Annotated in this window: 12 protein-coding genes and 1 other annotated feature; all 12 genes read left to right on the forward strand. The window is 41.1% G+C overall.

All coding sequences use genetic code 11. From position 1 onward, the window contains the following. Positions 1–95: 95 nt before the first annotated feature. Positions 96–998, forward strand: a complete 903-nt coding sequence (ilvE, locus tag P8610_RS01215) for a branched-chain-amino-acid transaminase (RefSeq protein ID WP_289494931.1) — start codon at positions 96–98, stop codon at positions 996–998. 24 nt (positions 999–1,022) lie between these two features. After that, positions 1,023–2,690, forward strand: a complete 1,668-nt coding sequence (gene ilvD / locus P8610_RS01220) for a dihydroxy-acid dehydratase (protein WP_394602809.1) — start codon at positions 1,023–1,025, stop codon at positions 2,688–2,690. 3 nt (positions 2,691–2,693) lie between these two features. Further along, positions 2,694–2,962, forward strand: a binding site (T-box leader). 78 nt (positions 2,963–3,040) lie between these two features. Further along, positions 3,041–4,759 (forward strand): biosynthetic-type acetolactate synthase large subunit, encoded by a 1,719-nt coding sequence (gene ilvB, locus P8610_RS01225; RefSeq protein WP_394602810.1) that lies wholly within the window; start codon positions 3,041–3,043, stop codon positions 4,757–4,759. Next, complete coding sequence (ilvN, locus tag P8610_RS01230) at positions 4,756–5,274, forward strand: acetolactate synthase small subunit (protein ID WP_066243502.1); 519 nt, start codon at positions 4,756–4,758, stop codon at positions 5,272–5,274. The genes ilvB and ilvN overlap by 4 nt, the downstream gene beginning before the upstream one ends. Positions 5,275–5,289: 15 nt before the next feature. Beyond that, positions 5,290–6,315, forward strand: coding sequence for a ketol-acid reductoisomerase (gene ilvC / locus P8610_RS01235; protein WP_394602811.1), 1,026 nt, complete (start codon positions 5,290–5,292; stop codon positions 6,313–6,315). After that, complete coding sequence (locus P8610_RS01240; protein WP_394602812.1) at positions 6,302–7,843, forward strand: 2-isopropylmalate synthase; 1,542 nt, start codon at positions 6,302–6,304, stop codon at positions 7,841–7,843. Before ilvC ends, P8610_RS01240 begins: the two co-directional genes overlap by 14 nt. Before the next feature lie 19 nt (positions 7,844–7,862). Beyond that, positions 7,863–8,957 carry a 3-isopropylmalate dehydrogenase gene (leuB, locus tag P8610_RS01245; RefSeq protein ID WP_394602813.1) on the forward strand — a complete coding sequence of 365 codons (1,095 nt, stop codon included), beginning with the start codon at positions 7,863–7,865 and terminating at the stop codon, positions 8,955–8,957. 12 nt (positions 8,958–8,969) lie between these two features. After that, positions 8,970–10,406, forward strand: a complete 1,437-nt coding sequence (leuC, locus tag P8610_RS01250; RefSeq protein ID WP_394602814.1) for a 3-isopropylmalate dehydratase large subunit — start codon at positions 8,970–8,972, stop codon at positions 10,404–10,406. Continuing rightward, a complete protein-coding gene (gene leuD, locus P8610_RS01255) occupies positions 10,393–10,986 on the forward strand; it encodes a 3-isopropylmalate dehydratase small subunit (protein WP_394602815.1) in 594 nt (197 codons plus the stop codon). The genes leuC and leuD overlap by 14 nt, the downstream gene beginning before the upstream one ends. 43 nt (positions 10,987–11,029) lie before the next feature. After that, entirely contained in the window at positions 11,030–11,983 is a 954-nt protein-coding gene (gene ilvA / locus P8610_RS01260; protein WP_394602816.1) for a threonine ammonia-lyase, read from the forward strand. A 241-nt stretch (positions 11,984–12,224) separates the two neighbouring features. Further along, complete coding sequence (locus tag P8610_RS01265) at positions 12,225–13,238, forward strand: tetratricopeptide repeat protein (RefSeq protein ID WP_394602817.1); 1,014 nt, start codon at positions 12,225–12,227, stop codon at positions 13,236–13,238. 106 nt (positions 13,239–13,344) lie between these two features. Next, on the forward strand, positions 13,345–14,637 hold the full coding sequence (tig, locus tag P8610_RS01270; protein WP_394602818.1) for a trigger factor: 1,293 nt from the start codon (positions 13,345–13,347) through the stop codon (positions 14,635–14,637). Positions 14,638–14,940: the final 303 nt, after the last annotated feature.

Below are 14,940 nucleotides of genomic sequence, written 5' to 3' on the forward strand. Positions count from 1 at the left end.
ACCCTTACGGAATATGGGCGTAATATTGTCAACAATTATTAACTTATTTTTAAAAAATTCTAATAATTTGAAATGTAAAGAAAAGGAGGATCACGATGCAGGAGCAATGGGTTTACGTTAATGGTGAGTACGTATTAAAGGAAGACGCCAAAGTCTCAGTTTATGATCATGGATTTTTATATGGAGATGGGGTGTTTGAAGGTATTCGTGTTTACAACGGCAATGTATATCGTTTAGACGAACATCTTCAACGTTTATACGAATCGGCTCAATCCATTATGCTTAAAATTCCACACACTAAAGAAGAGTTAACAGACATCATTGTCGAAACGCTCCAGAAAAATGAATATCGTGATGCTTATATTCGTTTAGTTATCTCACGAGGAAAAGGAAATTTAGGACTGGATCCTTTCTCTTGCGGCCAGCCGGGTGTCATCGTAATTGCAGAGCAGCTTGCTCTTTTCCCTAAGAAACTTTATGAGACTGGCTTAGAAATCATCACGGTGGCAAGCAGAAGAAATCGTCCGGATGTATTAAGTCCTAAAGTAAAATCATTAAATTACTTAAACAATATTTTAGTCAAGATCGAAGCGAGTCTTGCAGGTGTTAGTGAAGCGCTTATGCTAAACGATCAAGGCTATGTGGCGGAAGGTTCAGCTGACAATGTATTTATTATAAAAGGCAATACCATTAAGACGCCTCCAGGTTACTTAGGAGCTCTAGAAGGAATCACGCGAAACGCGATTGTCGAGATTGCACGCGACCAGGGCTACAACATGGTGGAAGAACCTTTTACGAGACACGATGTTTATGTAGCAGATGAAGTTTTCTTAACTGGTACGGCTGCTGAAGTTATCGCAGTTGTAAAAGTGGATGGCAGAGTTATCGGAAACGGTGCTCCAGGTGAGCATACAAACAAACTTTTAGAATCCTTTAGAAAAAAAGTAGTTGAAGAAGGTGTGAAAGTTTATTCAAATCAATCCGTTCAAGCGGGATAAAAGAAGTATAGGAGTGTTACAGATATGCGCAGTAATATGATCAAACAAGGAATCGATAGAGCCCCGCACAGAAGTCTTCTCCACGCAGCGGGAGTTGCACCAGAGGATATGGATAAACCATTTATCGGTGTTTGTAATTCCTATGTTGATATTATTCCGGGGCATATGCATCTCAACAAAGTTGGTGAGTGGGTAAAAGAAGCCATTAGAGAAGCAGGCGGAATACCTTTTGAATTTAATACGATCGGGGTAGATGACGGTATTGCGATGGGGCATATTGGAATGAGGTATTCGCTTCCGAGCAGAGAAGTCATTGCAGACGCTGCAGAAACCGTAATTAATGCCCACTGGTTTGACGGTGTGTTTTATATACCAAACTGCGATAAAATCACACCTGGTATGCTGATGGCGGCTGTTCGAACGAATGTACCAGCCGTATTTGTTTCAGGCGGTCCGATGGAAGCTGGTAAATCAATGGCAGGAAAATCGCTTTCTCTTGCCTCGGTCTTCGAAGGGGTTGGATCTCACCTTGCTGGAAAGATGACTCGCGAAGAACTATTGGAACTTGAGACGAGTGCCTGTCCGACTTGCGGATCATGCTCTGGTATGTTTACCGCTAACAGCATGAATTCCATTATGGAGATGTTAGGAATTACATTACCAGGTAACGGTACGCTCGTAGCTACATCAGATGATAGAAAAGCATTGTATAAAGAAGCTGCCGTATCACTTATGGATCTTGTGAAAAACGACATTAAACCTAGAGATATTATCACAAAAGAAGCTATTGATGACGCTTTTGCATTAGATATGGCGATGGGTGGCTCAACTAACACTGTTCTCCATATGCTTGCGATAGCAAATGAAGCTGAGATTGATTATGACTTGTCGCGAATCAATGAAATTGCAGAAAGAATTCCCTATCTCTCAAAGATTAGTCCAGCTTCAGATTATTCCATGCAGGATGTTCATAGAGCTGGTGGTGTCAGCGCTATCATCAATGAACTTTGTAAAATGGAAGGTGCTATTCATAACGATCGATTAACGATTTCGAGAAAAACGCTAGAGGAACGAGTGCGTCACGCTGAAATTTTAGATGACGATGTTATCCGGAGAAAAGAAAACGCTTATTCACCAGTTGGCGGCTTATCTATTCTTTACGGAAACGTTGCGCCAGATGGCTGTGTCATCAAGGTGGGAGCAGTTGATCCTTCCATAAAAACATTTCAAGGTGAGGCGATCGTCTATGAATCACAAGAAGAGGCGATCCAAGGTATCAATAAAGGAGAAGTTAGGGAAGGGCATGTCGTGGTCATTCGATATGAAGGACCAAAGGGTGGCCCGGGAATGCCAGAGATGCTTTCTCCTACATCAGCGATAGCGGGTAGAGGGTTAAGCACTAAGGTAGCGTTAATAACAGACGGCAGATTTTCTGGAGCTTCAAGAGGTATCTCAATCGGCCATATATCACCTGAAGCTGCTCAAGGCGGACCAATCGCTTTTGTAAATAATGGAGATCCGATTCTAATCAATCTAGTAAATAGAACGATTCAAGTCTTGTTGACTGAAGAAGATTGGATCGAACGAAAAGGAAACTGGGTAAAACCTGAGCCGAAGATCAAGAAAGGCTATTTAGCTCGGTATGCCGCACTCGTAACATCTGCTAACACTGGAGGAATCTTAAAAATTTAATACTATAAAACGATGACGGAGAACAATGGTAGATGTGGAATACACAGAGAGCCGGTGGTTGCTGTGAACCGGTTATTCCTAATACCAGGACATCCCTCCTGAGTGCCCTTTTGAAAGAATTTTAGTAGGAAGGGCCAAGCGATACTCCATTTTTTATCGCTTGTTATCAAATGACGGCTCGTCCGTCTTAAGGCGGTCCTTGTATGCAATAAGAACAAGTACCGTGAAAAAAGGGTGGTACCGTGGAAAAAATAAACTTTTTCACCCCTTTGGATAGGATTAACCTGTTCATTTGGGTGGAGAAGTTTTTTTTTATTAAATAAAGGTTCGAAGTAAAAGGAGGAATGAAAATGAAGGCCAGTTGGGTGGCTGAAAAAAATTCAGTTGATACTTCCTTAGTCTCTGGTGCTGAACTATTTATACAAGGATTGCAGAATGAAGACGTAGAGGTCTTGTTTGGTTATCCGGGCGGTGCAGTATTACCGATCTACGATGCACTATACAAAGCTGAAATGAAGCACGTACTAACAAGACATGAACAAGGGGCTATTCATGCAGCTCAAGGATACGCGCGAGTAACAGGAAAACCAGGAGTTGTCCTTGCTACTTCAGGGCCAGGTGCTACCAACTTAGTCACAGGTATCGCTGACGCCATGATTGATTCGATTCCACTTGTTATCTTCACAGGTCAGGTAGCAACGAACGTAATTGGTACTGACGCTTTTCAAGAAGCTGATATTGTCGGGATTACGATGCCGATCACAAAGCACAATTATCAAGTTCAACGAGCGGAAGACTTACCAAGGATCATGAAGGAAGCTTTTCACATTGCAAATACAGGAAGGAAAGGTCCTGTATTAATCGACATACCGAAAGATGTTGCGGTAAAAACAACTGAAGTAAAAGAAGATCATGGGATACATCTCCCAGGATACCAGCCGACCTTAAAGCCTAATATCCTTCAAGTTAAGAGGTTAAATGAAGCACTGCTGCAAGCCAAAAAACCTGTTCTTTTAACAGGAGCTGGGGTTTTGGCAGCAAAAGCAGAAAAAGAGTTAGTAGCATTCGCTGAATATCATCAGATTCCAGTTGCTCAAACACTTTTAGGGTTGGGAGGCTTTGCTGCAGAACATCCACTGTGTTTAGGGATGGCTGGTATGCATGGCACATATGCCGCAAATATGGCGCTTTACGATTGTGATCTTTTAATAGGTGTAGGTGCTAGATTTGATGATAGGTTAACAGGAAATCTTGATCATTTTGCCAAAAAAGCATTGATTGCACATATCGATATTGATCCAGCTGAAATCGGAAAGAATGTTCCGACTGAGATTCCGATTGTAGGTTGTGCAAAAGAAACACTGTCAGCGCTAAATCAGATTGCAGCTGAACAAGGAGACTATAACGATTGGGTAATACAGCTTTCGCAATTTAAGAGTGAGTACCCGCTAACCTATAAAACAAATGATTCTGAACTGAAACCACAGAAATTAATGCAAATTCTTCACGAAGTTACACAAGGAGGAGCAATCGTTGCTACAGATGTAGGGCAGCACCAAATGTGGGCGGCACAATATTATAGGTTTTCAGATCCTAACAGATGGATCACATCAGGTGGTTTAGGGACCATGGGCTTCGGCTTTCCAGCAGCAATCGGGGCAAAAGTAGGAAGACCTGAACTTCCTGTTATCGCAGTTGTTGGTGACGGCGGCTTTCAGATGACACTTCAAGAACTTGGTGTACTTCAAGATTGGGGGCTGCCTGTAATCGTTGTGATTGTCAATAACAAATCGCTCGGGATGGTTAGACAGTGGCAGGAAATATTTTACGAAAAACGATTCTCTCATTCTCTTCTTGATATTCAGCCCGACTTTGTAAAGCTAGCTTCTGCTTACGGTATTGATGGGAAACTTGCTGTAAATGAAGATGAAGTAAGAGAAGCTCTGACTGCTGCTCTTGCGTCAAAGAAACCTTTTGTTCTCGATTGTGTCGTTTCGGCAGACGAGAATGTGTATCCGATGATTGCACCAGGAAAAGGACTTCATGAAATGATTGGAGTGAGAGGATGAGACGCATCATTTCGGCAACCGTATTAAACGAAAGCGGTGTGTTGAACCGTTTAACCGGGTTGCTGACAAAACGCCAATTTAACATTGAAAACATTACAGTAGGGCATACAGAAGACCCAGCTGTCTCAAAAGTGACTCTTACCGTTTGGGTAGAAGATGACCGAAAAGCTGAACAGCTCGTTAAACAGCTCCATAAGCAAATCAATATTTTAAAAGTACGAGATTTAACCAATATGGCGCTTGTCTCAAGGGAATTAGCACTCATTAAAGTGTTGACTACTCCTGACACAAGGAGTGAGATCAAAATGCTGATTGAACCTTTTAGAGCAACAGTGCTGGACGTTTCCCTTGAAAATGTGACGCTTGAAGTTACGGGAGACAGTGAAAAAATCGATGCACTTATCGAACTGCTCCGTCCATATGGCATCAAAGAAATTTCAAGAACAGGTGTCACTGCTATACCGCGTGGAACACAAAAGAAAGTACTTGAACTTCATCCCTATTCTATTATGTAAAGGAGACTCATTAAAATGGCTAAAGTATATTACGAAAACGATCTTTCAAACGACGTATTAAAGAATAAGAAGGTAGCGGTAGTAGGCTACGGATCACAAGGACATGCACACGCATTGAACTTAAAAGAAAGCGGATATGATGTGGTTGTCGGTGTACGTGAAGGTCGCTCTTTTGATGAAGCAGTTAAAGATGGTTTTGACGTATATCCAGTTCGTGAAGCAGCAAGGCTTGCAGAGGTTGTTATGGTTTTACTTCCGGATGAAAGGCAGCCTGAAGTGTACAAAAATGAGATCCTGCCAGAACTATCAGCTGGCAATGCGCTCGTATTTGCTCACGGATTCAATGTTCATTATCACCAAGTGGTACCTCCTCAAGATGTAGATGTTTTCTTAGTCGCTCCAAAGGGACCAGGTCATTTAGTGCGACGTACTTTTGAAGCGGGAGAAGGTGTACCGGCACTTTTTGCGGTATATCAAGATGCTACAGGAACAGCTCGGGAAACAGCTCTTAGCTATGCAAAAGGAATTGGATCGGCTAGAGCGGGTGTTCTTGAAACGAGCTTTCAAGAAGAAACAGAAACTGACCTTTTTGGAGAACAGGCTGTTCTTTGCGGCGGGTTATCTTCTCTAGTAAAAGCAGGATTCGAAACACTAACAGAAGCTGGTTATCAGCCTGAAGTTGCTTACTTTGAATGTTTGCATGAACTGAAACTGATCGTTGACCTGATGTACGAAGGTGGATTAGAGGGTATGAGATACTCCATTTCAGATACGGCACAGTGGGGTGACTTTCAATCAGGACCGCGCGTTATTGATGAAAGAGTAAAAGAATCTATGAAAGAAGTATTAAAAGACGTTCAATCCGGTGAGTTTGCAAAGAGCTGGATTTTAGAAAACCAAGCTAACCGACCTGTCTTCCATGTTGTGAACAACCGTGAGAAGAACCACCCTATTGAAAAGGTAGGGAGGGAATTACGAGAAATGATGCCATTCGTGAAGGCCAAACAAAAGAAGGAGGCCGTAGCTAGTGCGAAAAATTAAAATCTTTGACACAACATTGAGGGATGGTGAGCAGACAGCCGGGGTAAACCTTAATACAGCTGAAAAACTTGAAATAGCGAAAAGGCTTGAACGGCTTGGTGTTGATGTATTGGAGGCAGGCTTTCCTGCTGCCTCTAAAGGTGATTTAGAAGCTGTAAAAAAAATAGCCTCTACCGTGAAAAACTCAACGGTTACAGGATTGGCGAGATCAAACACGAGTGATATTGATTACGCATGGGAAGCTCTTAAGAATTCTGCCGAACCAAGGCTGCATGTCTTTCTTGCAACGTCTCCCATCCATATGACGTATAAATTAAAGAAAACACCTGACCAGGTAGTAGAGATTGCTGTTGGAGCAGTAAAATACGCTCGGCAAAAATTCCCGGTAGTCCAATGGTCTGCTGAAGATGCCTGCCGATCGGATCTTGTGTTTTTAGCTCGTATCGTAGAGAAGGTCATTAATGCAGGAGCAACGGTGATTAACATACCAGATACAGTTGGTTTTACGAATCCAGAAGAATACGGTAAGATTTTCCGTTTTCTTTTAAATAATGTACCTAATATAGAAAACGCTATTTTATCAGCACATTGTCACGACGATCTAGGTATGGCAGTAGCTAACTCCCTATCAGCTATTGAAAATGGCGCTAATCAGGTGGAATGTACGATTAACGGAATCGGTGAAAGAGCTGGAAATGCATCACTTGAGGAGATTGCCGTAGCATTAGCCATTCGTGAAGACTTTTATAAAGCAAAAACGAACCTGAAATTAAATGAGATTAGCCGTACGAGCCAACTTGTGAGCCGGTTGACTGGAATTGCGGTTCCTCCAAATAAAGCGGTAGTTGGAAAGAACGCTTTTGCTCATGAATCAGGTATTCATCAAGATGGTGTACTAAAGGAAAAATCTACGTATGAGATTATCACACCAGAACTTGTTGGAGTTCCGTCTAATCAACTTGTGCTAGGTAAACATTCCGGAAGACATGCTTTTAAGGATTACCTGCACAAACTAGGGTTTCATCCTGATGACAGCAAACTAAAAGTTCTTTTTGAGGATTTTAAACAGTTAGCTGATCGGAAAAAAGAAATGACAGAAGAAGATATCTTTGCCTTGTTGATCGACCATAAAATCCAGCCGGAAGTACCGCTGTATCAGTTAAAAGATATTCAAGTGAACTACGGAACGAATCAAATTCCAACAGCGACATTACGATTGCTGACTCCAGATGGCACATTAATTCAAGACGCAGCAACAGGCTCGGGAAGTGTTGAAGCAATCTACAATACGCTTAGCAAGATGCTGCCATCATCACTCAAACTAACAGATTATAGAATTCAATCTGTCGGTGCTGGCAGAGATGCACTTGCACAAGTTTTTGTTCAGATTGTTAGTGACGGTCATGAAATCAATGGCAGCGGTACAGCTCAAGATGTTTTGGAAGCTTCGGCTAAAGCCTATGTTCATGCATTTAATAAACTGCAGCTCCATTCTGAGAAGAAGAGTTACGAACAGATTAGTATTTAAAATTTAGGAGGGATGTTAGATGAAAAAGAAGATAGCAGTTTTGCCTGGTGACGGCATCGGACCAGAAGTGGTCAAGGGTGCTCTGCAAGTACTGGATGGTGTAGCAACACGGTTCGGTCATCAATTCGAAACGACTGAAAAAGTATTTGGAGGTGCTGCTATTGACCAGGAAGGCACTCCCTTGCCGGATGACACATTAGAATTCTGTAAAGGAAGTGATGCTGTACTGCTTGGAGCAGTCGGCGGTCCGAAATGGGATAAAGGAAACGTCCGGCCAGAACAGGGATTATTAGCATTAAGAAAAGCATTAAATGTTTTTGCCAACGTAAGACCTGTTCAAGTCTTTCCTGGCCTTGAACATCTATCTCCTCTTAAATCAAGCAGGGTTAAAGGAGCCGATTTTGTTTTTGTTAGGGAATTAACGGGCGGAATCTATTTTTCGGAACCGAAGACAAGAAACGGTGACGGAGCAGTTGATACGTTATCTTATACGCGAGAAGAGATTACGAGGATCGTAGAAAAAGCGTATGAACTGGCTGCTGCAAGAAGAAGGAAAGTAACATCTGTCGATAAGGCAAACGTTCTTGAAACAAGCAAGTTGTGGAGAGAGATCGTTGAAGAAACGGCGAAAAAATACCCAAATGTAGAAACAGAGCACGTACTGGTAGACTATGCTGCTATGAGAATGATAAGTAATCCTTCAAGTTTCGATGTAATCGTTACGGAAAACATGTTCGGAGATATTTTGTCTGATGAAGCTTCTGTAATTACCGGATCCCTGGGCATGATGCCTTCTGCTTCTCTTAGTGAGAGCGGTCCAGGTCTTTATGAACCCATCCATGGTTCAGCACCTGATATTGCAGGAACGGGAAAAGCAAATCCTATTGGAATGATTCTAAGTGTAGGGATGATGTTTCGCCATTCCTTTGGATTAGAAAAAGAAGCGGCAGCTGTAGAATTGGCTGTGTTTGAAACACTTCAAGCAGGTTATCGCACACAGGATATTTATGATGGAACGGGCACTCTCGTTTCGACAAAAGAAATGGTTAATCAAATTCATTTTAGAATGCTTGAGGATTCAACAAGCGCAACACTTCTAGAGGTTTATGTGTAAGGAGGAATTTCTTTGAGTAAAACAATAATTGATAAACTTTGGGATAGACATGTTGTCGTAAAAGAAGAAAATAAACCAGACCTTCTTTACATTGACCTGCATTTAATTCATGAAGTGACATCACCTCAAGCTTTTGCTGGATTAAGAGAAAAAAACAGAACAGTTAGAAGACCGGATTTATGTTTTGCCACGATGGATCATAACATCCCGACAGTAGACCGTTTTAATATAAAAGATGAGACATCCCGCTTGCAGGTAGAAACACTTGAAAAAAACTGTGAAGAATTTGGTATCCAGCTCGAAGGACTAAATTCTGAACAGCAAGGAATCGTTCACGTTATTGGACCTGAACTGGGATTGACTCTGCCAGGTAAAACGATCGTGTGTGGAGACAGCCACACTTCCACACACGGTGCGTTTGGAGCACTCGCATTTGGAATCGGCACGAGTGAAGTGGAGCATGTTCTTGCTACTCAAACACTATGGCAGAACAAACCGAAACAGATGAAGGTCAATATTGAAGGGGATTTAGGTTTTGGCGTCACAGCTAAAGATGTGATTTTATGGTTCATTGCGAAATTTGGAACAAATGTTGGCACAGGATATATCATAGAGTTTTCTGGCAGTACAGTCAGAGAGTTCTCGATGGAAGAAAGAATGACGCTTTGTAATATGTCGATCGAGGCAGGTGCCAAAGCATCGGTTATCTCTCCTGATGAGACTACTTTTGAATATATCGAGGGCAAGCGCTATTCCCCGAAAAATCAAGATTTTAAACAAAGTTGTGAGAGCTGGAGTAAGCTAGCAAGTGATCCAGAAGCAAAGTTTGATCACGTCATTGAAATCAATGCTTCAGAGATTGAACCGATGGTCACATGGGGTACAACGCCTTCAATGTGTCTGCCGGTCAGTGGAGTGATTCCTGCAGATGATCCGTCATTCTCAAGTGAAGAAAAACAATCTTTGCAAAATGCTCTCACTTATATGGGCTTTAAAGGCAATGAAAAAATAGAAGAGATACCTGTTCAGCATGTGTTTATTGGGTCATGTACGAACTCAAGGCTCAGTGATTTAATCGAAGCTTCAAAAGTTGTAGAGGGTTTGAAAGTTCATCCAGATGTACGTGCAATCGTAGTACCTGGTTCACAATCGGTTAAAAAAGAAGCTGAGAAACTCGGCTTGCATCAGATTTTTTTGGATGCAGGATTTCAATGGAGAGAATCAGGCTGTTCAATGTGTCTTGGGATGAATGATGATATCGTTCCAGAAGGAGAAAGATGTGCATCTACTTCGAACCGGAATTTTGCCGGAAGACAAGGAAAAGGGGCGAGAACACACCTAGTTAGTCCAATTATGGCCGCTGCTGCTGCCTTGAAAGGGAAATTTACAGATGTTCGTTCTGTACTGCCTGTTAAGGAACTGGAGGTGAATCGTTATGCCGGGGTTTAAGACACATTCGGGTAGTGCCGCGGTCCTTGACCGTAATCATGTAGATACCGATCAAATCATCCCAAAGCAATTTTTGAAAAAAATTGATAAAGCAGGGTACGGCGAGTTTTTGTTTTATGACTGGAGATATCTCTCTGACGGGAGCGAAAACTCCGCATTCGAATTAAATCAAGAAGAAACAAAAGGAGCTTCCATTTTAGTTACAGGTAAAAACTTTGGATGCGGTTCATCGAGAGAGCATGCACCATGGGCACTTAAGGACTATGGTTTTCAAGTAATTATCGCAGAAAGCTTCGCTGATATATTTTTTAACAACTGTGTAAAAAATGGAATATTGCCTATCAGGTTATCCGAAAATGAGATTCAACAGCTTCGTAAGAATTCTTCAAAGCAAGTTATTGAGAATCTGAAAGTGAATCTGGAAGAACAGCACGTTGCGAATCCAAACGGAGATGTTTTCTGGTTTGAGTTTGACCCGTATTGGAAAAAAATGCTCCTGAACGGATGGGATGAAATTTCTGTCACTCTTCAACAGGAAGCAAACATTAAAAAATATGAAGATGAGAGGATTGTGAACTGACAATGGGAATTTAACAATCACAGGGGAACGTTTATTTCACGCGATGGAGGAAGTGTCAAAAATTGCGCACCGTACACCACTCAAGCAATCTACAACGTTAAACAAGTGGACGGGCGGAAATGTGTATATGAAACTTGAAAACATGCAGAAAACTGGCTCTTTCAAACTAAGGGGAGCTTATTATAAAGTTTCTACACTAAATGAGTTAGAGTGCGCAAGAGGTGTTATTGCTGCTTCAGCAGGAAACCATGCACAAGGATTGGCGCTTTCCTGTTCATTGCGTGGTATCAAATCAAAAATCTTTATGCCGGAAAATGCACCGCTTTCCAAAATCGAAGCAGTAAAATCTTATGGCGCAGATATTGTCTTAGAAGGTGATAATTATCAAGCTGCATATGAAGCAGCTAAGAGAGAAGAGATGGTGAACGGCGGTGTTTTTGTTCATCCATTTGACGATTATGACGTGATTGCAGGTCAAAGTACGGTTGCACTTGAGATGCTTCAGCAAAACCCTGAATTAAAAACGATTGTCGTACCAGTAGGAGGGGGCGGCTTACTTGCAGGCATCGCTTTGGCAGTTAAATCTGTCAGACCAGACGTGAAAGTAGTCGGCGTGCAATCTGTTAACGCCAGTGCTGTTTATCAAGCTTTCACGGGTACTTCTAAAAAAACATTATCACGCTGTACTTCGATCGCGGATGGGATCGCGGTTGTTAAACCCGGAGAGATTACCGTTCCTGTGATTTCAAAATATGTAGATGAAATGGTCACGGTTTCAGAAGAACAAATTGCTTACGCTATGATGTTTATGCTCGAACGAGAAAAAGTGGTCGTGGAGGGTGCAGGCGCTGCAAGTCTAGCGGCAGTCCTGTTTCATAGTCACCTTGCACTTGATCAGAAAGTCGGGCTCATCATAAGCGGAGGGAATGTGGATCCTGTAAAATGGTCGCTGTACAAAGGGATGGCCGACAAGCTGAATATGAAGAGAATAAGTTAGGTGTAAAAAACCCTTAGAGAGGAACTTTCTTCTCTGAGGGGTTTTTTACGGTATCTTCATAAAACGGAAAGATTTTTATATGATGATGTACAATTTTTATATGATATAAGTCATTTTTTATGTGATATCGACCACTTTTTATGTGATAAAGCAAATCTGTCACATTACAATAGGTTGTCTTGAGTTCCCCTCGTGAACCTGCTATTCTTTAGTCAAACATTAACGGAAGCGGAGAGTTGTGATGACAAACGATAAGAGCAACAAAAATAAAATCATTCGGTTTCCTAATTTAAATGGACGACTTTTAGAAAAAGGCATGGATTCATTAAAAAACAAAAAATACGATGAAGCACTTTCTTGTTTTGAACAATTGCTTCATTCTGATCCTATGCATTCACAAGGTAACCTTGGGCTCGTATTAAGTTTGGTTGAGCTGGGCAGATTACACGAAGCAAAAATGAGATGTGACCGAATGCTTAAAGAAGGAATCGGTGAATATTACGATGTTCTTCAGATTTATTTAAGCATTTTAGTGCAGCTATCTGAATACATAACCGTGGTTTCTGTAATTGAGGCGGTCTTAGAAGAGCAGAAGATTCCAGCTGACAAAGCAGAAACGTTTTATCAGCTCCTTCAATTCAGCAGAAAAGTAATCGAACAAGAAGGAGTTCCAGAAGTTAAAAAAGATCCTGAACCAACGGTAAATCCTAATCCGGATTTTCAAGCATTAAAAGAGATGCTGTCCAGTGAGAGAGCAGACTCGCAATGGATTGCTGTTCAGCAGTTAAAACGGCTTGGACCTGAAATGACCGTTCCGATGTTTGAATCTTTTTTAGTGGATGAGAAAAAACATCCGGCTGTAAAAAGTCTGATCCTTCAATATTTAAAAGAAAATCAAATAAATAAAACGGTTAAAGTTGAAAAATACGGTCAAACCGATGAAATCGACATAGCAAAACTGCCAGAATTAAACGAACATCCTTTTTATAAGGAAGTAAAAACATTAATTCAAGATGAGCTTGAACAAGAAAACCCATCATTACTAGACATTGCACTTGCTGTATGGAAGGATTACACGCTGGCTCTTTATCCTTTTTCTCCAAAGCCTGAAAACAAACTTCTATGGTATGAAGCCTCCGTTTTAGCGGCATCCATTCTATGTGGAATAGAAGAAGAAATAGAAAACGAAGAAGAAGAATTGCAAAATGCAGTAAAGCTTCTCGTTGAATTGGAAAGATTTTATATGCAGACTTAACGAGAAAGTGATGTAACTTGTTGAAATACAGAACGGCTATGCTATAATGGAATGGTTGTAATCTATATGATAGTTATGGAAATACCGATGTTGGAGGGAACATTTAATGACTGCTAAATGGGAAAAGTTAGAAGGCAATCAAGGTGTCTTAACGGTTGAAGTTGAGGCTACTGAAGTAGATACAGCGCTTGATCAAGCGTTCAAAAAAGTTGTAAAGCAAGTTAACGTACCAGGATTCCGTAAAGGGAAAATGCCGCGCCGACTTTTTGAGCAACGTTTTGGAGTAGAATCTTTATATCAAGACGCTCTAGATATCCTATTGCCAAAAGCATATGGAGACGCTGTACAAGAAACAGGTATCGAGCCTGTTGATCGTCCAGAAGTTGACATCGAAAAAATGGAGCAAGGAAGCAACCTAGTATTCACGGCAAAAGTAACTGTTAAGCCTGAAGTTAAACTAGGTGATTACAAAGGTCTTGAAGTAGAAAAGACTGAAACTGAAGTTACAGATGAAGATGTTCAAAACGAACTAACTTCTTTACAAGAACAACAAGCTGAGCTAGTTGTTAAAGAAGAAGGTACTGTTGAGAACGGTGACACTGTAAATATCGATTTTGAAGGATTCGTAGATGGAGAAGCGTTCGAAGGTGGAAAAGCTGAGAACTATTCACTTGAAATCGGATCTGGTTCTTTCATCCCAGGCTTTGAAGAGCAACTAGTTGGTGAAAAAGCTGGTGCGGAAAAAGACGTTAACGTTAATTTCCCTGAAGAATATCATGCTGAAGAGCTAGCTGGTAAGCCTGCTGTATTCAAAGTGAAAATTCATGACATCAAATCTAAACAACTTCCAGAACTAAACGATGAGTTCGCTAAAGAAGCTGAAGGCGATGCTGAAACATTAGAAGATCTTAAAAAAGAACTTCGCACTAAGCTTGAAGAAAGCAAAAAGCAAGAAGCTGAAAACAAAACACGTGAAACTGTGATTGAAAAAGCTTCTGAAAACGCTGAGTTGGATATCCCGGAAGCAATGGTTAATACTGAGCTTGATCGTATGGTACAAGAATTCGGTCAGCGCTTGCAAATGCAAGGTATGAACCTTGACCTTTACTACCAGTTCTCTGGTACTAGCGAAGAAGCTCTTCGTGAACAAATGAAAGAAGATGCTGGAAAGCGCGTTCGTACTAACCTTGTACTAGAAGCAATCGTTGAAGCTGAAAACATTGAAGTTTCTGAAGAAGAAATCGATGCAGAACTTAGCAAGATGGCTGAAATGTACAAAATGGAAGTAGAACAAATCAAGCAAATGCTAGCAATGCAAGGTGGAAATGACGCAGTTGCTGCTGACTTGAAAGTGCGTAAAGCGATTGATTTTCTTGTTGAAAACAGCAAGACTGCTTAATTAAAATAATTTAATCAGTTTAAAATGAAACAAGGCGCGATTCCTTATTTATCGTGCCTTGTTTTGCAATACATAACAAAATATGGGTAATTACTACCCCTATTTGAAAAATAGGTTTTAAAACTCGTAGGATTGTTCATACTTATATAGAGCCATACCATACATATTTATTAAGCGTTATTATTTCCGTTTTAATATGGAAGTGTGATACAATCCATTATAATCAACGGAATGCTTAAGCAGTCGAAATAAATAAAACAGACTTTCCTTCAGAAAATATCTGAAATCGGGTCAAGCGTTTCA

The organism is Fictibacillus sp. UD (assembly GCF_043558025.1).
In the GTDB taxonomy this organism is placed as follows: Bacteria; Bacillota; Bacilli; order Bacillales; family Fictibacillaceae; genus Fictibacillus.